General features: G+C 73.2%; 19 protein-coding genes and 1 tRNA gene. 14 read left to right on the top strand and 6 right to left on the bottom strand.

What is annotated here, in order from left to right:
- Positions 1 to 53: 53 nt before the first annotated feature.
- From hisS to JOD46_RS14455, 7 genes are all read left to right on the top strand, one after another.
- Entirely contained in the window at positions 54 to 1,316 is a 1,263-nt protein-coding gene (gene hisS, locus JOD46_RS14485) for a histidine--tRNA ligase (RefSeq protein ID WP_204395213.1), read from the top strand.
- Positions 1,317 to 1,542: 226 nt separating this feature from the next.
- Entirely contained in the window at positions 1,543 to 2,823 is a 1,281-nt protein-coding gene (gene eno / locus JOD46_RS14480; protein WP_204395212.1) for a phosphopyruvate hydratase, read from the top strand.
- 76 nt (positions 2,824 to 2,899) lie between these two features.
- Positions 2,900 to 3,481, top strand: a complete 582-nt coding sequence (locus JOD46_RS14475) for an FtsB family cell division protein (protein ID WP_204395211.1) — start codon at positions 2,900 to 2,902, stop codon at positions 3,479 to 3,481.
- Positions 3,478 to 4,017, top strand: coding sequence for a DUF501 domain-containing protein (locus tag JOD46_RS14470; RefSeq protein WP_204395210.1), 540 nt, complete (start codon positions 3,478 to 3,480; stop codon positions 4,015 to 4,017). The genes JOD46_RS14475 and JOD46_RS14470 overlap by 4 nt, the downstream gene beginning before the upstream one ends.
- Positions 4,014 to 5,309, top strand: coding sequence for a S8 family serine peptidase (locus tag JOD46_RS14465; protein WP_204395209.1), 1,296 nt, complete (start codon positions 4,014 to 4,016; stop codon positions 5,307 to 5,309). Before JOD46_RS14470 ends, JOD46_RS14465 begins: the two co-directional genes overlap by 4 nt.
- 35 nt (positions 5,310 to 5,344) lie before the next feature.
- Positions 5,345 to 6,748 carry an NAD(P)/FAD-dependent oxidoreductase gene (locus JOD46_RS14460; protein WP_204395208.1) on the top strand — a complete coding sequence of 468 codons (1,404 nt, stop codon included), beginning with the start codon at positions 5,345 to 5,347 and terminating at the stop codon, positions 6,746 to 6,748.
- Between the two features lie 46 nt (positions 6,749 to 6,794).
- Positions 6,795 to 6,868 (top strand) — tRNA-Leu (locus JOD46_RS14455).
- On the opposite strand, the gene JOD46_RS14450 is transcribed toward JOD46_RS14455, so the two are convergent.
- From JOD46_RS14450 to JOD46_RS14440, 3 genes are read right to left on the bottom strand one after another with little or no spacing between them, the layout of a single operon-like run.
- Entirely contained in the window at positions 6,869 to 8,656 is a 1,788-nt protein-coding gene (locus tag JOD46_RS14450; protein WP_204395207.1) for a lipase family protein, read from the bottom strand.
- The gene (locus JOD46_RS14445) at positions 8,653 to 9,552 is read right to left on the bottom strand and encodes a bile acid:sodium symporter family protein (RefSeq protein WP_204395206.1); all 900 of its coding nucleotides are present in this window, start codon (positions 9,550 to 9,552) and stop codon (positions 8,653 to 8,655) included. The genes JOD46_RS14450 and JOD46_RS14445 overlap by 4 nt, the downstream gene beginning before the upstream one ends.
- The gene (locus JOD46_RS14440) at positions 9,553 to 10,569 is read right to left on the bottom strand and encodes an alpha/beta hydrolase (RefSeq protein ID WP_204395205.1); all 1,017 of its coding nucleotides are present in this window, start codon (positions 10,567 to 10,569) and stop codon (positions 9,553 to 9,555) included.
- Between the two features lie 144 nt (positions 10,570 to 10,713).
- Here JOD46_RS14440 and JOD46_RS14435 point away from each other — a divergent pair, with 144 nt between their 5' ends.
- From JOD46_RS14435 to JOD46_RS14425, 3 genes are all read left to right on the top strand, one after another.
- Entirely contained in the window at positions 10,714 to 13,488 is a 2,775-nt protein-coding gene (locus JOD46_RS14435; protein WP_204395204.1) for an AAA family ATPase, read from the top strand.
- Positions 13,489 to 13,573: 85 nt separating this feature from the next.
- Positions 13,574 to 14,629 carry a mechanosensitive ion channel family protein gene (locus JOD46_RS14430; protein ID WP_204395203.1) on the top strand — a complete coding sequence of 352 codons (1,056 nt, stop codon included), beginning with the start codon at positions 13,574 to 13,576 and terminating at the stop codon, positions 14,627 to 14,629.
- A complete protein-coding gene (locus tag JOD46_RS14425) occupies positions 14,626 to 15,723 on the top strand; it encodes a glycoside hydrolase family 5 protein (RefSeq protein WP_204395202.1) in 1,098 nt (365 codons plus the stop codon). The genes JOD46_RS14430 and JOD46_RS14425 overlap by 4 nt, the downstream gene beginning before the upstream one ends.
- A gap of 18 nt (positions 15,724 to 15,741) precedes the next feature.
- Here JOD46_RS14425 and JOD46_RS14420 read toward each other — a convergent pair whose 3' ends face one another.
- A complete protein-coding gene (locus tag JOD46_RS14420; protein ID WP_204395201.1) occupies positions 15,742 to 16,668 on the bottom strand; it encodes a Ppx/GppA phosphatase family protein in 927 nt (308 codons plus the stop codon).
- 107 nt (positions 16,669 to 16,775) lie between these two features.
- Here JOD46_RS14420 and JOD46_RS14415 point away from each other — a divergent pair, with 107 nt between their 5' ends.
- From JOD46_RS14415 to JOD46_RS14400, 4 genes are read left to right on the top strand one after another with little or no spacing between them, the layout of a single operon-like run.
- On the top strand, positions 16,776 to 17,378 hold the full coding sequence (locus tag JOD46_RS14415) for a TetR/AcrR family transcriptional regulator (protein ID WP_204395200.1): 603 nt from the start codon (positions 16,776 to 16,778) through the stop codon (positions 17,376 to 17,378).
- Entirely contained in the window at positions 17,375 to 18,649 is a 1,275-nt protein-coding gene (locus JOD46_RS14410; protein ID WP_307835055.1) for an MFS transporter, read from the top strand. The genes JOD46_RS14415 and JOD46_RS14410 overlap by 4 nt, the downstream gene beginning before the upstream one ends.
- Positions 18,649 to 19,905 carry an alanine racemase gene (locus tag JOD46_RS14405; protein WP_204395199.1) on the top strand — a complete coding sequence of 419 codons (1,257 nt, stop codon included), beginning with the start codon at positions 18,649 to 18,651 and terminating at the stop codon, positions 19,903 to 19,905. The genes JOD46_RS14410 and JOD46_RS14405 overlap by 1 nt, the downstream gene beginning before the upstream one ends.
- Positions 19,902 to 21,269, top strand: coding sequence for a D-arabinono-1,4-lactone oxidase (locus JOD46_RS14400; RefSeq protein ID WP_204395198.1), 1,368 nt, complete (start codon positions 19,902 to 19,904; stop codon positions 21,267 to 21,269). Before JOD46_RS14405 ends, JOD46_RS14400 begins: the two co-directional genes overlap by 4 nt.
- On the opposite strand, the gene JOD46_RS14395 is transcribed toward JOD46_RS14400, so the two are convergent.
- Positions 21,244 to 21,978, bottom strand: coding sequence for an ABC transporter permease (locus JOD46_RS14395; RefSeq protein ID WP_204395197.1), 735 nt, complete (start codon positions 21,976 to 21,978; stop codon positions 21,244 to 21,246). The two genes, JOD46_RS14400 and JOD46_RS14395, sit on opposite strands and share 26 nt — an antisense overlap.
- Positions 21,975 to 22,766, bottom strand: coding sequence for an ABC transporter ATP-binding protein (locus JOD46_RS14390; protein WP_204395196.1), 792 nt, complete (start codon positions 22,764 to 22,766; stop codon positions 21,975 to 21,977). Before JOD46_RS14390 ends, JOD46_RS14395 begins: the two co-directional genes overlap by 4 nt.
- Between the last annotated feature and the right edge of the window lie 4 nt (positions 22,767 to 22,770).

Below are 22,770 nucleotides of genomic sequence, written 5' to 3'. Positions count from 1 at the left end.
TCGCGGTGCGCGCGGTTCTGGCCGCGCCATCCGCTGCTGGAAGAATGGGACGCATGGCCCAGACCGTCACGCCCCCGCGCGGCATGCGCGACTTCCTGCCCGCCGAGAAGGCCCGCCGCGAGCACGCGCTCTCGGTGATCCGCGGGGTGTACGCGACGCACGGCTTCGACGAGATCGAGACGCCCGTCATGGAGGACGCGTCGCGCCTGCACGCGGGGCTCGGCGGCGACAACGAGAAGCTCGCGTTCGCCGTCATGAAGCGCGGCATCACCCACGACGACCTGCGCGCCGCGGCCGAGTCGGGGGATGCGCTCTCGCTCGCCGACCTCGGGCTGCGCTACGACCTCACGGTGCCGCTGGCCCGCTTCTACGCGACGCACCGTGCCGCGCTGCCCCCGGTGTTCCGCGCCATCCAGATCGCCCCCGTGTGGCGGGCCGAGCGCCCGCAGAAGGGCCGCTACCGGCAGTTCGTGCAGTGCGACATCGACATCATCGGCGAGCCCGGGCACCTCGCCGAGCTCGAGCTGCTCACCGCGACCGTCGGCGCGCTCGACGCGCTCGGCCTCGAGGGGTGCCGCATCCGGCTGAACGACCGGCGCATCCTCGCCGGCATCCTCGGCTCCTGGGGCGTGCCCGACGACCTCCGCGAGCGCGCCCTCATCACGATCGACAAGCTCGACAAGATCGGCCCCGAGGGCGTCGCCGACGAGCTCGCGACCCTCGGCGTGACGACGTCGGATGTCGCGGACCAGCTGCGCGCGCTCGCCGCGGCCGACTGGCACCTCGCCGACGGCGTCGTCGCGCCGCCCGCGTGGCTCGACCTCGACGCCTACCGCGACCTCATCGCGCTGCGCGACGCCGTGCCGGGCACGGGCATCGACTTCGACCCCACGCTCGTGCGCGGCATGGGCTACTACACGGGCACGATCTTCGAGATCGCGCACCCCGACTTCGGCTACTCGCTCGGCGGCGGCGGCCGGTACGACCACATGATCGGCCGCTTCCTCGGCCAGGAGGTGCCCGCGTGCGGCTTCTCCATCGGGTTCGAGCGCATCGTCGACCTGCTCGCCGTGCGCGACGAGGGCCGGCCGCGCTCCGTCGTGCTCGTGCACGACCCGGATGTCGCGCCCGCCGAACTGCTGACGCTCAAGCACGAGCTCGTGGCATCCGGCATGCGCGTGCGGTTCGAGCGCCGCACGAAGAACCTACGCGGCCTGCTCGATCGCGTGACGGGCGACGGCTTCGACGCCTGGGCGTCGGTGACGGCCGAGACGACGGATGCGTCGTCGCTCGCGTTCCGCGAGCTCGGCGCGTAGCCGCTCCCGCTCCTTCTCGCCCCGACCGGGCAGGGGAGTCGAGTGGGCGAAAGTTGGCGGCACAGCCCCGGCGCGGTTCGGTGGGTGCGCGGGCCGGCGAGTGCGCGAGCGAGCGGATGGCGCAGCCCGCGACATACGTGAGACGGGCTCGGAAGCGGGGTCCTAGACTGTCCTGCGGGCCACGACGGAGTCGTCCACGCACATCCCCATCACAGAGGAGTTCACTGTGGCATTCATCGAAGCTGTCGGCGCACGGGAGATCCTGGATTCGCGCGGCAACCCCACCGTCGAGGTCGAGGTCCTGCTCGACGACGGCACGGTCTCGCGGGCGGCGGTGCCCTCGGGTGCCTCGACCGGCGCGTTCGAGGCGTACGAGCTGCGCGACGGCGACAGCGACCGCTACCTCGGCAAGGGCGTGCAGAAGGCCGTCGACGCCGTGCTCGACGAGCTCGGCCCGGCCATCGAGGACCTCGACGCGAGCGACCAGCGCGTCATCGACGCCGCACTGAAGGACGCCGACGGCACCGAGAACAAGAGCCGTCTCGGCGCGAACGCCATCCTCGGCGTGAGCCTCGCGGTCGCCAAGGCCGCCGCCGACTCGGCCGACCTGCCGCTCTTCCGCTACCTCGGCGGCCCGAACGCGCACGTGCTGCCCGTGCCGATGATGAACATCATCAACGGCGGCGCGCACGCCGACACCGGCGTCGACATCCAGGAGTTCATGGTGCTGCCGATCGGCGCGCCGACCTACTCCGAGGGCCTCCGCTGGGGCGTCGAGACCTACCACGCGCTGAAGAGCCTGCTGAAGTCGAAGGGCCTCTCGACGGGCCTCGGCGACGAGGGCGGGTTCGCGCCCGACCTCGCGAGCAACCGGGCCGCGCTCGACCTGATCGCCGAGGCGATCGGCAAGGCCGGCTTCACGCTCGGCGCCGACATCGCGCTGGGCCTGGATGTCGCGGCCACCGAGTTCTTCGAGAACGGCGTGTACCGCTTCGAGGGCAAGGACCGCACCGCGGCCGAGATGAACGCCTACTACAGCGAGCTCGCCGACGCCTACCCGCTCATCTCGATCGAGGACGCGCTCGCCGAGGACGACTGGGACGGCTGGGCCGAGGTCACCGCGACGCTCGGCACGAAGCTGCAACTCGTCGGCGACGACCTGTTCGTCACCAACCCGACCCGTCTCGCCGACGGCATCGGCCGCGGCGTCGGCAACTCGATCCTCGTGAAGGTCAACCAGATCGGCACGCTCACCGAGACGCTCGACGCCGTGAGCCTCGCGCAGCGCGCCGGCTACACCGCGGTGCTCTCGCACCGCTCCGGCGAGACCGAGGACACGACGATCGCCGACCTCGCGGTCGCGACCGACTGCGGCCAGATCAAGACGGGCGCGCCCGCCCGGTCCGAGCGGGTCGCCAAGTACAATCAGCTTCTGAGGATCGAAGAAGAGCTCGGCGAGGCCGCGGTGTACGCGGGCCGCACGGCGTTCCCGCGCTTCACGGCGTAACGAGTCCGAGAGACGCTCGACGGGGGCGGCCGCCGGCCGCCCCCGTCGGCGTATCCCGGTGAGGGTGAGGAGGACGATGAACGCCGCACGTCGTCCCGAGCGCGCCGCACGGGCCGCGAAGCCGAAGGCCGATCCCGCCGCGGCGAAGGCCCGCGCGCCCCGGCAGTCGATCCGCCAGGTCGCCTCGACGTGGCTGGCCGGCATCCGCTTCTCGGGGTTCTCGATCATCATGATGGGCGTGCTCGTGCTGGCCGTCGTGGTGCTCGCGCCGAGCATCGCCGAGTACGCGAAGCAGCGCCAGCAGATCGCCGAGCTGAAGGCCGAGGTCGCCCGGCAGGAGGCCGCGGTGGCCGAGCTCGCCCAAGAGCGCGAGCGCTGGAACGACGAGACGTTCATCGTGACCCAGGCGCGCGAGCGGCTCTACTACGTGCGACCGGGCGAGGTCAGCTACCTCGTGATCGACGACCGCACCGTCCCGTCGTCGAGCACGGCCGACGCATCGGTCTCGGCCGAGGTCACCGAGCTGCGCGGCGACTGGATGCAGACCATGCTCACGTCGATGATGACGGCCGGGCTCGCACCCGAGGCCGGCGCCGACCCGGCCGCCACCACCGCACCGGCGCCCACGCCGACGCCCGCCGACGAGGGGAACCGATGACCCGTCCGCCGTTCGAACCGGTCTCCGAGCGCGACATCCGCATCGTGTCGGCGCAGCTCGGCCGCCCCGCGCGCGACGTCGTGGGCATCGCGGCCCGCTGCGTGTGCGGGGCGCCGACGGTCGTGTCGACCGCGCCGCGGCTCTCCGACGGGACGCCGTTCCCGACGTTCTACTACCTCACCCACCCCGTGGCGACCGCGGCGATGTCCTTCCTCGAGGCGGCACAGCTCATGGTCGAGTACACCGAACTGCTCGAACGCGACCCCGAGGTGCGCGCACAGTACGAGGCGGCCCACCGCCAGTACCTCGAGGACCGCGAGTCGATCGCGGTCGTGCCCGAGATCGCCGGAATCTCGGCGGGCGGCATGCCCACGCGCGTGAAGTGCCTGCACGCGCTCGCGGGCCACGCGCTCGCCGCCGGCCCCGGGGTGAACCCCATCGGCGACCTCGCCCTCGAGCGTTCGAGCTGGTCGCCCGACGTCTGCCGCTGCCCCGACTACGGCGTCGACGACCTCGAGGCCCCGGAGAGCGCGTGACGCGCGACATCCGGAACCCGGGCCGTCGCCGCCGCCTCGCCTGGCGGACCGGCGCGACCGCCGTGCTCGCCGCGGCACTCGCCGTGTCGGGCACGGCGCCCGCCCGCGCCGACACCGTGCGCGACCTCGAGTACTGGCTGGCCGACTACGGCTACACGACCGCGTGGACCTCCTCGCGTGGCGAGGGCGTGACGGTCGCCGTGATCGACACGGGCGTAAACGGCGAGGTCGCCGAGCTGAAGGGCGTCGTCGTGGGCGGCACGGATGTCTCGGGGCTCGGCTCGCCCGACGGGCAGACCCCGGTCGGCGAGGAGGAGCAGCACGGCACCATGGTCGCGTCGCTGCTCGCGGGGCGCGGGACGGGCGAGGGCAACGGCGTCATCGGCGTCGCGCCCGAGGCCGACCTGCTCTCGATCTCGGTCGCGTTCGGGCAGGACACCGGTTCCGACAAGACCAATGACGAGCAGATCGCCGAGGCCGTGCGCTGGGCCGTCGACAACGGCGCCGACGTCATCAACATGTCGCTCACCAGGAACACGCGGGACTGGCCGGAGAGCTGGGACGAGGCGTTCCTCTACGCGTTCGAGCACGACGTGGTCGTCGTGGCCGCCGCCGGGAACCGCGGATCGGGCACGAGCGAGGTGGGGGCGCCGGCCACCATCCCGGGCGTGCTCGCGGTCGCGGGCGTGGACCGCGAGCAGAACGCGAGCTTCGACGCGAGCTCGCAGGGCATCACCATCGCGGTCTCCGCACCCAGCGAGGACCTCGTCGGGGTCCTGCCCGACGGCAGTTACGTGCAGTGGTCCGGCACCAGCGCGGCGGCGCCACTCGTGTCGGGGCTGGTCGCGCTGGTGCGCTCGGAGTACCCCGACCTGGATGCCGCGAACGTCATCAACCGCGTCATCCGCACCGCCGACCCGAAGGGTGAGGAGGTGCCGAGCCCGCTGTACGGCTACGGCATCATCGACCCGGTCGCGGCGCTCACCGCCGAGGTCGACTCGGTCGACGAGAATCCGCTCGGCAGCCTGCAGGACTGGATCCGCGTGCACCGGCGCGCCGACCTGCCCGCCGAGGAGGGCGCGGGGGGCGGCGACAGCCAGGAGATCGTGCCCATCGCCGACCCGCCGCCGCCGCGCACCGACAGCGCGAAGACGCTCCTGCCGACGGCGTGGACGCTCGCCTATATCACGGTGCCGCTCTCGCTGGTCGCCGGATTTGGTACGCTAGCAGCGCTGTTGGGCATCGGCGCCACTCGGCATATCAGGCGGACCTCGCGCACCGGCACGCGCTGACCGCAGTCACCACAGATCCAAGGAGTGCATTCACCGTGCCCAAGATTCTCATCGTCGGTGGCGGCTACGCCGGCTTCTACACGGCGTGGAAGCTCGAGAAGTGGCTTCGCCCCGGCGAGGCCGAGGTGACGATCGTCGACCCGCTGCCGTACATGACGTACCAGCCGTTCCTCCCCGAGGTCGCGGCGGGCTCGATCGAACCGCGCCACTCCGTCGTCGCGCTGCGTCGTCACCTGAAGAAGACCACGGTCGTCACGGCCAAGGTCACGGGCATCGACCACGCGTCCAAGACCGCGACGATCACCCCCGAGGTCGGCGAGCCCTGGCAGTTCGACTACGACGTGGTCGTCGTCACCGGCGGTGCCGTGTCGCGCACCTTCCCGATCCCCGGCATCGCCGACCAGGCCATCGGCCTGAAGACGATCGAGGAGGCCGTGGCGATCCGCGACCGCGTCCTCACGAACTTCGACAAGGCCGCGAACCTCCCGGCCGGTCCCGAGCGCGACCGCCTGCTCACCTTCGTCGTCGTCGGCGGCGGCTTCGCGGGCATCGAGGTGTTCGCCGAGCTCCGCTCGTTCGCGAGCGCGCTGCTGAAGTACTACCCGCAGCTCAGCTTCGACGACACGCGCTTCCACCTCATCGAGGCGATGGGCCGCATCATGCCCGAGGTGTCGCTGCCCACGAGCCACTGGGTCATCAAGCACCTCGCCCAGCGCGGCGCCGAGATCCACCTCGACACGCAGCTCACGAGCGCCGTCGACGGCCGGATCGAGCTCTCGACCGGTGAGACCTTCGAGTCCGACCTCATCGTCTGGACCGCCGGCGTCATGGCGAACCCGCAGATCGTGCGCACGAGCGACCTGCCCGTCGAGGAGCGCGGCCGCATCAAGACCCGCGCCGACCTGCGCATCGGCGACGACGACGAGATCGTGCCCGACGCGTGGGCGGCCGGCGACATCGCGGCGGTGCCCGACCTCTCGGGCGGCGGCGTCGGCGGCTACTGCGTGCCGAACGCGCAGCACGCGGTGCGCCAGGGCAAGCTGCTCGCGAAGAACATCGTCGCCGTGCTCCGCGGCGAGGAGCCCCGCGACTACTTCCACAAGAACCTCGGCGCGGTCGCCGGCCTGGGCGTGGGCTCGGGTGCGTTCCAGTCGGGCAAGATCGCGATCACCGGTTTGCTCGCATGGTTCGCGCACCGCGGCTACCACGGCCTCGCGATGCCCACGTGGGAGCGCAAGTTCCGCGTGTTCTGGGGCTGGTGGAACAACTTCTGGCTCGGCCGCGACATCGTCTCGCTCTCGGCGCTGCAGCACCCGCGCGCCGTGTTCGAGCAGTTCGCCGCCCGGCCCAAGCCGGCCGCCGAGGTCGCGGCTCCCGCGGCGCCGGCCAAGGCCGCCGCGGCGAAGAAGACGCCCGCCAAGGCGGTCGCGGCAAAGTAGTCGCCCTATGCTGTGACGCGGTGCCGGCCTCCCGGCCGGCACCGCGGCTCCCGTAGCCCAATCGGCAGAGGCAGGCGGCTTAAACCCGCCCCAGTCTGGGTTCGAATCCCAGCGGGAGCACTAGCGCTCCGATCGCGTGCAGCCCGGGTCGACCGGCTCTCCGGCCAGCCGTGCCGTGGTCCACTCGACGAGGTCGGGCACGAGCGGCGAGTCGGGTTCGACGAGCGGCACGTGGTCGCGCCCGGCGTACACGCGGTAGTCGACCTGCTGGCCGGCGGCGCAGTAGGCGTCGACGAACGCGTCTTGCGCGGGCGGCACGACGAGCTGGTCGTCGCCGCCCTGGCCGAGCAGCAACGGCGCGCTGATGGTGGCCGGCGGGGTGTTCTCGACGAGCCGCTCGCCGAACGGCCCGGTCGTCGGATCGGTCGACGCGATCTCGGGGTCGCGTGAGAGGCCGAGAAGGGTCAGCACCGAGACCGCCGCGCCCGGTTCGGCGAGGCAACGGTCGGCCATCTCGCGCACCGTGACCTCGGCACCCGGCCGCACGTACTCGCGGTACTTGACATCCGGGTAGATCGCGGTGTACGCGGCGATCACGTACGACGCGAACAGCGACCCGCCGGTCACCGACGGCAGATTCTCCATGAGCCCCGGCAGGTTGGAGGCGGGGGCGAGGGCGGCGACCCCCGCGAGCTCGACGTCGGGCGCGTACGAGTCGGCGAGCGCGCCCGTCCAGAGCGCGGCGCCGCCGCCCTGGGAGTGCCCCCAGACCACGGTCTGGTCGCCGAGGTCGGCGGCCTCGAGCTCGGACGCCGCGCGCCGGGCGTCGAGGGCCGCGTAGGCGGTCGACGCGCCGATGAGGTACGGGTGCGGGCCGGCCGTGCCGAGTCCGATGTAGTCCGTCGCGACGAGCGCCCAGCCGTTGTCGATGATCTCGGGCAGCAGGAAGAGCGCGCCCGACTCGAACGGCTCGGCCAGGAGCGACGGGGCGCAGGGCTGGGCGAAGCCCGTCGTTCCGTGGGTCCAGTCGATCACGGGGTAGTCGCCGTCGCCCGAGGACGGCACCACGACCAGCCCGCTCGCCACGGCCGGATCGCCGGCCTCGTTCGTGGTGGTGTAGAGGATCCGCCACGCCGTGGCGTTGTCGGGCACCTCGCGCGTGAACGGCTCGGCCCGGATGAGCCGGCCCGGCTCGTCGGGCACGTCGCGCGGCGCCGCGTAGAAGTCGTCGACCACGGGCGAGCCGCCGCGGAGCGACGCGCTCACCGACCCGGCGACGACGGCGAGGACGACGGCGACGATCGCGGCGATGGTCCGTCCCCAGCGGGCGAGCGTCGACGGCTCGCCGGTCCGCGTCGTGCGTGCGGTGCCGCGCAGCGCATGCCAGAGTTCGAGCAGGCCGACGATGATGAGGCGGGCGCCGAACACCACGGCGACGACGAACAGCGTGATGTCGGGCCACAGCAGCGCGAGCAGGCCGAACACGATGCCCGCGACGCCGAGCAGGGCCGACGAGATGCGCGCGTCGAGCGTCCGGCGCCGGCCGAAGGCGCCGATGACCGAGAGCACGCCGTTGACGATCAGCCCGATCCCGACCACGAGCGCGACCATGCGCACCGTGAGGCCCGGGAACAGCAGCACGAACAGGCCGCCGACGATCCACAGGACGGCCATCGCGATGCGCCACGGCGGCGTCCGCTCGTCGTCGTCCTCCTCGCCGCCGCCGGCGAGCTCGAGGATGCCGGTGAGCACGAGTCCCGCGCCGATCAGGATGGCGAGCACGCCGAGCGAGGTGGTCGGCCGCACGATGATGACGAGGCCGAGCAGCACCGCGGCGGCGCCGATCACCGCGCGGAGCCAGCGCGGCAGTCGTGCGAACCATGTGCCGATCGTCGTGGGGGCGGTCATGCGTCCTCCTGGGTGCTCGCCGTGGGCGTGGGGGAGACCTGTGGCGCGGGTGCGACGCCGCGTCGTCGTTGCAGCCTGGTGTACAGGGTGACGGCGACGTTGGAGACGAGCGCGTAGATGATGACCGTGCCCGCGAAGCTCTCGGCGGGGAAGATGCCCGCCGCCAGGCCGATCGCGAGGCCGGGGTTGCGGTTGGCGCACGCGATCGCGAGCACGACGGAATCGGTCCGGTCGGGTCCGGCAAGCGCATGGCCGACGGCGAGGCCCGCGACGGTGAAGCCGAACATGACGAGCAGCGTGACGAGCGACAGCGCACTGAGCACGGCCGGGAAGACGACCACGAGCAGGACCACGAGCGCGAGGAGCGTCGCGAGGTTGGCGATGTTGACGATCGGGCCGCCGAGCCGTTCCGCGGCGCGGGGCGCGAGGCGGCCGACGATCCAGCCGAGCCCGAGCGGCAGGAGGATCTGGGTCAGCATCGCGACCGCGACGGTCCAGGGGGAGAGGCCGAACGGGCGGTCCATGAGCCGGCCGATGAGGTCGGAGAGCGCCGGCACGATCACGGGCGAGAGCAGGGCGACCGCGAACGCCAGCCCGAAGGCGTATCGCGCTCGCCCGCCCGAGCCGATCTCGGTGCGCGGGAGCAGCGCCGGGATGGGCGTGAGGGCGATGACCACCAGGGCGACCTCGGCCGCGTGCGGGAAGTCGAGGTAGGCGTGCGCCGCGAGGGCGACCACCGGCATGACCACGAACATGGCCACGATCGAGACGAAGAGCAGGCGCGGTCGGCGGAGCACGAACAGCAGGTCCTCGGTCCTCGCCGACAGCCCGTACCCGAACACCGTCAGCGCGACGGCGACCTTCAGCACGGTCGACAGGATGCTGATCAGGTCCATTCAGCCCACCCCCGGGATGCCGAGCGCCGAAGCGCGATCGCGTGCCGCGGGGCGCGGCGCGCCGTCCACCACCGCGGGGAGCCACCGGTCGATCGCCTCCCAGACGACCGCGCGGACGGGGGCGGAGGAGAGCGTCGCGTCGTGGAGCGCGCCCTCGATCCGCCGGATGGTGACGTCGAGCCCGAGGTCGGGCGCGCGCCGCGCGACCCCGCCGACCTCGATCGCGGTGTCGGCGTACCGCATCTGCTCGGACCACGCGGGTTGCAGCATGCTCCGGGTCGAGAGGAGCACCAGGATCGGCACGCGGATTCCGAGCCCTCGCGACACCGTCGCCTGGCCGCGGAGCACGGCGTTGAGCCAGCCCCGGTTGGTGTGGAAGCCGCGCTCGGGACGCCAGGTCTCGTCGTACTCCCATTCGCCGCCGAGCCGCGATCGCACCGAGCGGCTGTAGAAGCCGAGGTCCACCTCGGGGAACTCGGCGTGCGGGTGCAGGGCGGCGCCGAGGCCGATCGCGGGCTCGAGCAGTGCCCGGCCGACGGCGCGGGTCTGCCATTCGAGCCAAGGGGCGTTCAGGACGAGACCGTCGACGAGGTCGGGATGGCGCGAGGCCCACAGGCTGAGCGTCAGCCCGCCGGTCGAGTGACCCATGAGCACGAGCGGCGCAGCCGGCTGCGTGCGGATCACGTCGAGCGCCGCGTCGATCTCCTCGTCGTATGCGGCGAGGTCCTCGATGTAACCCGGCGTCTGGTGCGGCCGGAGGCTCCTCCCGTACTTGCGGAGGTCGAGGGCGAAGAACCGCGCGCCCCGGCTGACCCAGTACTCGGCCAGGTCGCGCTGGAAGAAGTAGTCCGACCAGCCGTGCACGTAGAGGACGTCGAACACGCCCGGTCCGTCGATCACCTCGTCGCGCACGCGGCGGACGAGGGTGGCGCTGACCGGTCCCTCCGCGTCCGCCGGCAACTCCAGTTCGGCGCACTCGAACGGCGAGCCCAGCACGTCGGGCAGCCACCGCGGCATACGCGCTCACCTCCCGAGGTCCGTGTGCGCCTCACGCTAGGGTCTGGCGACCGATCGTCGAATCACGGGAACGCGTAGTCTTTCCCCGACGGGTCGGAGTGGGCGCGATGTCGTGGCCCGTCGGGCACTCGGGGGTGTTCACGCATGATCGGTCGTCGTCGCGAGGTCCTCGCGCTGGAGCGCGTGCTCGACGACGCGCGCGCGGGGCGGGGCTCGGCGCTCGTGATCGAGGGCGACCCGGGCATCGGCAAGACCGCGCTCCTCGAGCGCGCGATGGCCGCGGCGGGCGACTTCCGCACGACGACCGGCCTCGGGGTGCAGGCCGAACGCGAGCTGCCGTTCGCGGGGCTGCAGCAGATCGTGGGCGGCCTTCCCGATCACCTCGATCGCCTGCCGGAGCCCCAGGAGCGCGCCATCCGCGTCGCCCTCGGACTCGCCGAGGATCCCGCGCCGAGTCCCTATCTCGTCGCGCTCGCGGTGCTCGGGCTGCTCGCGGAGTCCGCGCGCGACCAGCCGGTGCTCGTCGCGGTCGACGACGTGCACTGGCTCGACGGCTCGACCGTCCAGGTGCTGGGATTCGTCGCTCGTCGACTCGAGTCGCTGCGCGTGGCGATGCTCGTCGTCAAGCGGCTCGGCCTCGACGTGCCGCACCTCGATTCGACCCCGGTGCTGCCGGTTCCCGGCCTCGGCGACGAGGAGGCGGCCGCGCTGCTGGACTCGGTCGCCGCTCGTCCGCTCGACCCGGCCGTGGCGTCCCGGATCCTCGAGGAGGCCCGGGGCAATCCGCTCCTCATCCGCGAGTCCGCCAGGGTGAGCGCCCAGATCGAGGCCGGCGCACCGATGCGGGTGGCCGATGCCTCGCTTCCCGTCGTGAGCCGCATCGAGGGCGCGTTCGCGAATCGGAGCGCGGACCTGCCCGAACGGACGGCGCTCGTCCTGCTGCTCGCCGCGGCCGACCCGACGGGCGATCCGCGGCTGGTCGCCCGAGCGGCGGCGAGGCTCGGCGCGTCGCTCGACGACCTCGTCCCCGCCGAGGCCGCGGGGCTCGTGCAGGTGGGGCGCCGGATCACCTTCGAGCATCCCCTCGTGCGATCGGGGGTCTACCACGACGCCGAGCCCGAACGTCGGCGACAGGTGCACGCGGCGCTCTCCGAGGCCACCGACCGGCAGCGCGATCCCGACCGGCGCGCCTGGCACGCCGCGCTCGGCACGTTCGGGCCGTCCGAGCAGGTCGCGGCCGCGCTCGAGCACGCGGCGAGCCGTGCCGGCGCGCGCGGCGGCTTCCTCGCGGCGGCCGCCTTCCACGAGCGCGCCGCCGAGCTCGCGGAATCGCCCGAGACGCGGTTCCGTTGCGCGATCGCGGCGGCCGGCACGCTCGAGCTCGCGGGCGACCAGCCGCGCGCGCTGCGCATCCTCGCCACGGCGCACGACGAGGCCGCGGACCCCGAGTCGAAGGCCCGGATCGACTTGGTCCGGGGTCGACTCACGCTGACGCTCGAGCGCAGCGAGGCGGCCGTGGCGTACTTCCTGGCCGCGGCGGACGCGCTCGCGGCGAGCGACCTCCGAGCCTCGCGCGAGGCGTACCTCGAGGCGCTCTCGGCCGCGACCGTGGCGGCGCCCGGTGCGGACGGCGCCGTCATCCGCACGGTCGCCGAGCTCGCCGGCCGGGCTCCTTCGGCTCCGGACGGCGAGCGCGGGGCGATCGACGAGCTGCTCGAGGTGATGGTCGCACTCGCCCTCGAACCGCCGGAGTCGGGGATCCGCCGGCTCGCCGACCACCTCCGCCGGGTGTCGGACGCGGACGAGGACCCCGGCGACCGTGCGCGCTGGCTGTGGGTCGCGGGGCGCCTGGCCGCGATCGGCTGGGACGAGCTCCGCTGGGCGGCGTTCGTCGAGGAGGGCGCCGCGATCGCCCGCTCGGTGGGGGCACTCACCGCGCTCGCGGCGTCGCTGACCACCGGGGTCGCCCACGCCATGCTGAGCGGCGACGGCGCCCGGGGCCGGTCGCTCGCCGACGAGGCCGTCGAGATCTGGGGCGGCATCGCCATCCCGCCGGCGCCGTACGGGTCGGTCGCGGTACTCGCCTGGACGGGATCCGCCGACGCCGAGGCGGCGTTCGCTCGCGCGCTCGCCGAGTGCGACGACCGCGGCGAGGGGATGGGCCGCCCGCTCGTGCATTGGGCGCGTGCGATGCACGCGGTCGCGCACGGCCGCTACGCCGAGGCGCTGCCGCATGCCGAGGCCGGGGCGCGGTACCCGCTGCCGATCGTGTACTCGACCTGGGCGCTGGTCGAGCTGGTCGAGGCCGCCGCACGGGCGGGGGAGTCCGAGGCGGCGGCGCGCGCGTTCGCGCGGCTCCGTGCGTCGACCGGCGCCGCCGGGACGGACTGGGCGCGCGGCGTCGAGGCGCGCGCCGCCGCGCTGCTCGCGACCGAGCCGATCGAGGCCGAGCGGCGCTTCCAGGAGGCGCTCGATCATCTGGCGCGCACCGGCCTGCGCGCCGAGCTCGCGAGGGGGCAGCTGCTCTACGGCGAATGGCTGCGCCGCCAGCGCCGCCGCGCCGACGCGCGCGTGCAGCTGGCCCGGGCGCTCGCCGTCTTCGAGGCCATGGGCGCCGAGGGGTTCGCGGGACGCGTCCGCGCGGAGCTCGCCGCGCTGGGCCGGACGCCGGGCGGCGACGAGCTCGGTTCGGATGCGCTGTCGACGCAGGAGGAGGCGGTCGCCCGCCTGGCCGGCGAGGGACTCTCGAACGCCGCGATCGCCATGCGGCTGCACCTCAGCGCGAGCACGGTCGACTACCACCTCCGGAAGGCCTTCCGGAAGCTCGGGATCAGCTCGCGGAGCCGGCTGCACCTCGCGCTCTCCGAGCGCGATGCCGCGGTCGCGCGCGAGCCGCGACCGGCGTCGGAGGTGAACTGAGGACTACGCGTTCGCGTGATGCGCCGCGCGAGGCGACCTGCCTACGGTCGGTTCCAGTCGTTCCCGCCGACCGGAGGGGTTCGCGATGACGATCGACTTGAGCGCGGCATCGGCGTCCGAGCTGCTCCTGCTCGGACTCGGCCTGCTCGCGGGCGCCTTCGTCCTCGGCGTGCTCGTGGTGCTCCTCCTGCGACGCGCCGCCCGCCGCTGGAACCTCACGGTGCTCTCGGGCCGCCTCTGGCAGTCGCCGGTGGTGGCCGTGATCATGGCCTCCGCCATCCAGCCGGTGGTCGCCGAGGCCGACCGGCGCTGGGCACCCGGCCTCGCCCACCTGCTGACCATCGTGCAGATCTGGTCGATCGGATGGCTCGCGGTCGTCCTCGTTCGCACGGCCGCGAAGGCCGCGCTCGCCAAGCATCCGGAGACGGGACTGCGCGACGAGCGCTCACGGCACGTGCGCACCAAGATCGCCCTCATCCAGCGGGTCGCGATCGCCGCCGTGGCCACCCTCGTGATCGGCGCGACCCTCTGGACGTTCCCGAGCGTCCGCGCGGTGGGGGTGACGGTGCTCGCGTCGGCGGGCATCCTCTCGATCATCGCCGGGCTCGCGGCGCAGACGAGCCTCGCGAACATGTTCGCGGGCATCCAGATCGCGTTCACCGACGGCATCCGCGTCGGCGACATCGTCGTGGTCGAGGGGCGCCAGGGGCGGATCGAGGAGATCACGCTCACCTACATCGTCATCCAGATCTGGAACGAGACCCGGCTCATCCTGCCCTGCACGTACTTCACCACGACCCCGTTCGAGAACTGGTCGCATTCGGGGAACACCGCCATCGGCGAGGTCGCCGTGACCACGGGATGGGCCGTCCCCGTGCCGGCGGTCCGGACCGAGCTGACCCGGATCCTCGCCGCGTCGCCGCTCTGGGACGGCCGGGTCGCCGAGCTGCGCGTCGGCGACACCGCCCCCGCCGGGGTCGTCCTGCTCGCGCAGTTCAGTGCGGCCAGCGACGCCGTCGAGGTGCTCAAGTTCCAGGTGCGCGAGTCGCTCATCGCGTTCCTCGCCGCACAGGGCGAGGACGTGCTGCCCCGGGCCCGGATCGAGCAGACCCACCCGAACACCCAGAAGGGAACGACATGAACCAGACGATCGGCGTCAACCTCGGCAACTGGCTGGTGCTGGAGAAGTGGATGGCGCCGGAGCTGTTCGCCGGCACGGACGCCGAGGACGAGTGGCACCTCACGCATGCGCTCGGCGACGTCGCTCGTCGGGAACGGTTCTCGGTGCATCGCGACACGTGGATCACCGGGCGGGACTTCGCGTACCTCGCGGCGCGCGGGGTGCGACTGGTGCGCCTGCCCGTCCCGTTCTTCGTGTTCGGCGACGTGCCGCCGTTCGTCGGCTGCATCGAGTACGTGGATCGCGCGCTCGACTGGGCGGAGCACTACGGGATCCAGGTGCTGGTCGACCTGCACACCGTGCCCGAGAGCCAGAACGGGTTCGACAACGGCGGACTGTGCGGCGTGTGCCGGTTCCACCAGGAGCCGCAGCACGTCGAGTTCGCCCTGACCGTGCTCGAGCGTCTCGCCGCGCGGTACGGCGGCCGAGCCGGGCTCTGGGGCATCGAGGTGCTCAACGAGCCCATCTCCCCGGCGCTGTGGGCGCTCCTCGACGTGCCGAAGCGCTATCCCGCGGTCGAGCCCGAGCGCGCGAAGGGGTCCGAGGGCGTGCCCACGGAGTTCCTCGTCGGGTTCTACCGCGACGCGTACCGTCGGATCCGCGCGGCCGCCCCCGGGGTGCGCGTCGTGTTCCACGACGGGTTCCGGATGCCCGAGTGGTACGGCGTGCTCGACTCGGGCGAGTTCGAGAACTTCGCGGTGGACACCCACATGTACGTGATGATGGCCGGGCAGCGCGACCCCGCGGGCTACGAGGAGTACATCGCCCGGACGTTCGGCGACACGCTCGCCGAGGCCACGCGGCACTTCCCCGTGCTGGTCGGCGAGTGGTGCCTGGACACCAAGCAGGCCGCGCTCGCGACGATGCCCGATGACGAGCGTCGTGCCTACAACCGCCGGATCGCCGAGGCGCACCTCCGCGCGTTCGGCCCCGCCACGGCATGGACGTACTGGAGCTGGCGGATGCACGTCGACGATCCCGAGCTCGACACGTGGGACTTCCTGCGGACGTTGGAGGCCGGCTACCTCACGCTTCCGGCGTCACCCGCCGCCTGACGGAGCGCAGCCCGCAGGTCACTCCATGCGGTCGAGGCGCCGGAGGATGAGCCCCTCGCGCAGCGCCCACGGCGAGACCTCGAGCACCTTCGCCTTGAACGCGCGCATCGTCTCGGAGAGCACGACCCCGCCCGCGACGATCTGGAACGTGCGGTCGGCGGTGATGCCCGGCAGGTTGGGGCGCGCGTCGGCGGGGATGCGCGCGAGGCGCGGGATCCAGTCGTCGAGCTGCGAGAGCTTCAGGATGCTGCGCTCCTCGGCGCCGACGCCCTCCTCGGTGCCGCCGGCGAGCTTGGCGAGCGAGCGGATGGTCTTCGACGAGCCGACCACGTGATCGGTCTCGGGGATCCCGCCGATCTCGCGCACGGTCTCCTCGAGCACCCCCCGCGCGTGCTCGCGCAGGCGGGCGACCTGCTCGTCGGTGGGCGGGTCGTCGGGCAGGAACTCGATGGTCGAACGGCCCGCGCCGAGCGGGACGGAGCGCGCGACATCCGGCACCTCGTCGCCGCCGTGCGCGATCTCGAGCGAGCCGCCGCCGATGTCGAAGAGCAGCACGCGGCCGGCCGACCAGCCGTACCATCGGCGCACGGCGAGGAAGGTGATGCGCGCCTCGTCGGCCCCGCTCAGCACGTCGAGGTGGATGCCCGCGGCCTCCTCGATGCGCGCGAGCACCTCGGCGCCGTTCGTCGCCTCGCGGATGGCGGAGGTCGCGAACGCGAGCAGCTCGTCGATGCCCGACTCGCGGGCGACCTTCGCGCCCTCGCGCACGGCCTCGAGGATCGCCTCGACGCCGACCTCGCTGATCGAGCCGTCGGGGTCGAGGTAGCGCATGAGCCGGAGCACCGACTTGTTCGAGGCCGTGGGGATGGGGCGGGCGCCCGGGTGGGCGTCGACCACGAGCAGGTGCACGGTGTTGGAACCGACGTCGAGTACCCCGAGACGCATGAGGCGAGCGTAGTGCCCGGGGCTGGTGCGTCGCTCGCGCCGCGGGCATACTGGTGCGACTGGGACGAGTGTCCCAGTCCGACGGCGACGAGGTCGAGAGGAGCGCCGTGCCCCGCATCCCCGCCGCCGAGCGCCGCGTCGCCCTCCTCGACGCGGGCCTGCGCGTCGTCGCGCGCGAGGGGCTCGCGAAGGCCTCGACCCGCGCGATCGTCGCCGAGGCCGGGATGTCGCTCGCGAGCTTCCACTACGCGTTCGACTCGCGCGACGCCTTCGTCGACGAGCTGATCGCGGCCGTCGTCGCACGCGAGCAGGCGGCGGTGCTGCCGGCGCCCGAGCCCGACGGCGAGACCACCCTGCGCGACCTGCTCGAGGCCGGGCTCCTGCGCTACCTCGACCACCTCGCCGCCGACCCCGAGCACGAGCAGGCCATGCTCGAGCTCACGCAGTACGCGCTGCGCTCGCCCGAGCGCCATCCGCTGGCCGTCGCGCAGTACCGCCGCTACGCCGAGCTCGCCGAGTCGGCGCTCGCGACCGCGGCCGAGCGCGCGGGCGCGACCTGGCGCGTGCCCGTCGCCGAGGCGGCGGGCGTGCTCGTCGCGTTCACCGACGGGCTGACCCTCACCTGGCTCGTCCACCGCGACGACGACGCCGCGCGGGCGGTCGCGCGCGCGGCCGCCGACGCCCTCTCGAGAATGGCGGAGACCCCGTGACCGACCTCGACGCCGCGGCCGCACCGGCCGCGCACGACGCGTTCGCCGAACCCACCCGCCGCGTGGGCGCCGGATGGATCGCCGCGTTCGCGAGCGCCTGGCTCGGCATCTGGATGGCGCAGCTCACGCCCGTGCAGCTGCTCCTGCCGGCGCAGATCGATGCGCGGCTGCATCCCGACGACTGGATCGAGAGCGTCGTCGCGTTCGGCGTGGTCTCGGGCATCGCGGCCGTCTTCGTGATCGTGGCCTACCCGCTCACGGGCGCGCTCTCCGACCGCACGGCCTCCCGATTCGGTCGCCGACGCCCGTGGATCGCCGGGGGCGCGCTGCTGTTCGCGGGCGCGCTCGTGCTGCTCGGCCTCCAGACCCAGCTGTGGGCGATCGGCGCCGCGTGGGTGCTCGCCACCATCGGCTTCTGCGTGATGACGGCCGCGCTCACCGCGACCATCTCCGACCAGGTGCCGGTCGGCCAGCGCGGCTTCGTCTCGGGCTGGATGTCGGCGCCGCAGGCGGTCGGCATCATCGCGGGCCTGCTGCTGGTCACCATGGTGGTGACGGGTGCTGCGGCGGGCTACGCCGTCGTGGCGGGAGCGCTGGTCCTGCTCGCCGTGCCGTTCCTGTTCGTGCCCGACGCGCGCCTCGATGCGGGGGAACGCGCCCGCGTGACCGCCCGCCACGTCGTCGCGAGCCTCTGGATCAGCCCGCGCCGCCACCCCGACTTCGGCTGGACGCTGCTCAGCCGCGTGCTCGTCTCGATCGGGAACGCGCTCGGCACCGGGCTGCTGCTGTACTTCCTGATGTTCGGCCTCGGCGACGCGAACGCCGAGGACGACCTCATCGTCCTCACGCTCGTCTACATGGTCTTCGTCATCCTCGCGTCGCTCGGGTTCGGCAGGCTCTCCGACCGGCTGGGCCGGCGCAGGCTGTTCGTGTTCCTCGCGGCGCTGCTGCAGGGCCTCGCGGCCCTGCTTCTCGCCGTCGCACCGGGGCTCGGCACCGCGATGACCGCCGCTGGCCTGCTCGGGCTCGGCTACGGCTGCTTCCTCTCGGTCGACCAGGCGCTCGCGACGCAGGTGCTGCCCGATCCGGCCTCGCGCGGGAAGGACCTGGGGATCATGAACATCGCCACAGCCGTGCCCCAGTCGATCGGGCCGCTCCTCGGCGCGCTCGCGGTGGCCGCCACGGGCTCGTTCACGCCCGTGTTCGTGCTCTGCGCCGCCTTCACGTTCGCAGGCGCGCTCGCGGTCTCGCGCGTGCGGAGCGTGCGCTGATGGCCGGGCTCGACCTGCGGGGCAGTGCCGCGACGACGGATGACGCGACGTGGCGCCATCCGTCACGGCACTGGCCCGCGCTGACCGAGGCGACGCGGCACCTCGACGCGCCCGTCGGCGCGCTCCACGTCGGCGCGCTGCGGCACAACGCCGCCGACATGACGCGCCGCGCCGGCGGCACGCCGATCCGGATCGCGACGAAGTCCATCCGCGTGCGCGAGGTGATCGACGCGCTGCTCAGGCTGCCTGGATACCGCGGCGTGCTCGCGTACACGCTGAGCGAGGCGATCTGGCTCGCGGAGCGCCTGCCCACGCTCGACGACCTCGTGGTCGGCTACCCCACGGCCGAGGCGGGCGCCATCCGTCGCCTCGCCACCGACCCCGACCTCGCCCGGCGCATCACCGTCATGGTCGACTCGCCCGCCCAGCTCGACCTCGTCGATGCCGTGCTCGCGCCCGCCGATCGCGAGGAGGTCCGCGTCTGCCTCGAGCTCGATGCGTCGTGGGAGGCGCCCCTGCTCGGCCACCTCGGCGTGCGCCGCTCGCCGGTGCACCATCCGGAGGATGCGGGTGCGCTCGCCGCGTACATCGCCGGGCGCGCGGGCTTCCGGCTCGTGGGCGTCATGGCCTACGAGGCGCAGGTCGCGGGGATCGCGAACCAGCCGCCCGGCAGGCCCGTCGCGGGCGCCGTGAACCGGTGGATGCAGGCGCGCTCGATGCCCGAGCTCGTCGAACGCCGCGCAGCTGCGGTCGCCGAGGTGCGCCGGCACGCCGAACTCGAGTTCGTCAACGGCGGCGGGACGGGCTCGCTCGAGGCGACCGCCGCCGACCCGTCCGTGACCGAGGTCGCGGCCGGCTCGGGCATCCTCGCCGGCCACCTGTTCGACGGGTACGCCCACTTCGCGCCGGCGCCCGCGGCGGCGTTCGCGCTCGACGTCGTGCGCACCCCGAGCCCCCGGCACGCGACGATCCTGGGCGGCGGATGGGTCGCGTCGGGTCCGCCGGGCGCCGACCGGCTCCCGCTCGCCGTCTGGCCCGAAGGGCTGCGGATGCTCGCGCGCGAGGCCGCGGGCGAGGTGCAGACCCCGGTCGAGGGCGCGGCGGCGGCTCGGCTCCGGCCCGGCGATCGGGTGTGGTTCCGGCACACGAAGTCGGGCGAGCTCGCCGAGCACCTGAACGAGTTCGCGGTGGTCGACGGCGACGAGGTCGTCGCCGCGGTTCCCACCTACCGAGGCGAGGGGAAGGCGTTCCTATGACGGCGACGGGCGCGGTGTGGCGGAACTGGGGCAGGACCGAGGCGGTGCGCCCCATCCGGGTCGAGCGCCCGGCCGACGCGGGCGCGGTCCAGCGCGCGGTGCAGGCGGCCGCGGCATCCGGCCTGCGCGTGAAGCCGGTCGGTTCGGGGCACAGCTTCACGGGCATCGCGGTGGCGCCCGACGTGCAGCTCGACCTCGCCGACCTGTCGGGCGTGATCGAGGCGGATGCCGCGACCGGCCTCGTGCGGCTCGGCGCGGGCACCCCGCTGCACCGGCTCCGGTACCTGCTCGAGCCGTACGGCCTCGCGATGGCGAACATGGGCGACATCGACCGGCAGACGATCTCCGGGGCGATCTCGACCGGGACCCACGGCACGGGGCTCGCGTTCGGCGGCCTCGCCACGCAGGTCGCCGCGGCGACCCTGGTGACCGGCACGGGCGAGCTCCTGCGCGTGAGCGAGTCCGAACGGCCCGAGCTGCTGCCCGCGGTGCGACTCGGCCTCGGTGCGCTCGGCGTGCTCGTCGACGTGACCCTGCAGCTCGTGCCGCGGTTCGTGCTGCACGCGGTCGAGCGCCCCGAGCCGTTCGACCTCGTGCTCGACGAGTGGGACGAACGCGTCCGCGAGCGCGACCACTTCGAGTTCTACTGGTTCCCGCACACCGACACGGCGCTCACCAAGACCAACACGCGCCTGCCCGGCGACGCGCCGAGGGCGCCGCTCGGGCGGGCCAGGCGGTGGGTCGACGACCAGCTCGTCGCGAACGGCCTGTTCCAGGTCGCGTGCACCGTCGGCCGCGCCGCACCGCCGGCCGTGCCGCGCATCGCGCGGATCACCGACAAGCTCACCGGCAACCGCGAGTTCACGGATGTCTCGCCCGCGGTCTTCACGACGCACCGTGCCGTGCGCTTCCGCGAGATGGAGTACGCCATCCCGCTTCAAGCCGTGCCCGAGGCCGTGCGCGAGGTGCGCGCACTCATCGAGCGGCGTGGATGGCGCATCGGCTTCCCGATCGAGGTGCGGGCCGCGGCATCCGACGACAACTGGCTCTCGACGGCCTTCGGGCGCGAGACGGGCTATGTCGCCGTGCACCGCTACGTCCGCGAGGACCCGACCGAGTACTTCGCGGCCGTCGAGGCCATCATGCGCGGGTTCGGCGGCCGCCCGCACTGGGGCAAGATGCACACGATGACCGCCGAGACGCTCCGCGACGCGTACCCGCGGTTCGACGACTTCCTGCGCGTGCGCGACGAGCTCGACCCCGACCGACGCTTCGCGAACCCGTACCTCGACCGGGTCCTCGGCGAGGGCCGGGCGGATGCCGCGACCGACGCCGGGCCTACGGCGTCCGCCGGCGCAGCGTGATCGAGCCGAGCACGATCGAGCCCACGATCCACGCGCCGATCGCCAGGATGCGCGCCCAGATCCACGCGGCGTCCTCGGATGCGGTTGCGACGGCCGTCAGCGCGTCGATCGCGTAGCTCAGCGGCAGCCAGTCGCTGATCGCCTCGAGCACGTCGGGCAGCTGGTCGCGGGGGATGAAGATGCCGCCGAGCAGGATCTGCGGGAAGACGAGCAGCGGCATGAACTGCACGACCTGGAACTCGGTGCGCGCGAACGCGCTCGCGAGGAGGCCGAGCGCCGTGCCGAGCAGCGCGTCGGCCACCGTGACGGCGAACAGCAGCCAGATCGAGCCCGCGATCTCGAGGCCGCACACCCAGACCGCGAACGAGACGGCGATCGCCGTCTGGAAGACGGCGAGCAGGCCGAACGCGAGCGCGTAGCCGAGGATGAAGTCGCCCTTGCCCATCGGCATGGAGAACAGCCGCTCGAGCGTGCCGCTGCGGCGCTCCCTGAGCGTCGCGATGCTCGTCACGAGGAACATCACGATGAACGGGAACAGGGCGATCATCGCCGGGCCGATGGTCTGGAACACGTCGGTGTCGGTGAAGATCCACGCCACCAGCCCGATCAGCAGGCTCGGCACGACGAGCAGGAGCGCGATCGTGCGCGGATCGTGGCGGATCTGGCCGAGCACGCGGCCGGTCGTCGAGAGGGTGCGTCCGAGGTTCATCCCGACGCCTCCGTGCCCGACTCGTGGCGCAGGTGCCGCCCGTGCGGCTGCAGGTCGGGCTCACCCCGCGCGATCAGCTCGAGGAACGCCGCCTCGACATCGGCGGTGCCCGTGAAGGCGAGCACGCCCTCGACCGTGTCGTCGGCCAGCAACTCGCCGTCGCGCATGAGCAGCAGCCGGTCGCAGCGCCGGGCCTCGTCCATGACGTGGCTCGACACCAGGAGGGTGGCGCCGGCGGCGGCCAGCTCGTGGAAGAGGGTCCAGAGCTGCACGCGCAGCACCGGGTCCAGCCCGACGGTCGGCTCGTCGAGCACGAGCACCTCCGGCTCGCCGAGCAGCGCGGCGGCGAGCGAGACGCGGCTGCGCTGGCCGCCCGAGAGCGAGCCGGCGAGCCTGCGCTCGTGCGGGCCCAGCTCGGTGCGCTCGATGGCGCGGTCGACGTCGGATGGCGCGGCGCCGAGGATGCGGGCGAAGTACGCGAGGTTCTGCCGCACCGTGAGGTCGTCGTACACGCTCGCCTGCTGGGTGACGTAGGCGACGCGCCGCCGGAGTTCGCGCGAGCCGGCGGGACGGCCGAGCACCCGGATCGAGCCCGAGTCGACGACCTGCACGCCGACGATGGAACGCATGAGCGTCGTCTTGCCGCTCCCGCTCGGCCCGAGCAGCCCGACGATCCGGCCCCGGGGGACCGCGAGCGAGAGCCCGTGCAGCACCGGGATCCCGACGCGCCGCACGTGCAGGTCCTCGACGACGATCGCCGACGACGCCGGGTCGGCGTGATCCGCCATGCGC

The organism is Agromyces aurantiacus (genome assembly GCF_016907355.1).
Classification (GTDB): Bacteria; Actinomycetota; Actinomycetes; order Actinomycetales; family Microbacteriaceae; genus Agromyces; species Agromyces aurantiacus.
The sequence above is the reverse complement of the archived record's forward strand: the minus strand, read 5'-3'. Positions and strand labels throughout refer to the sequence as shown.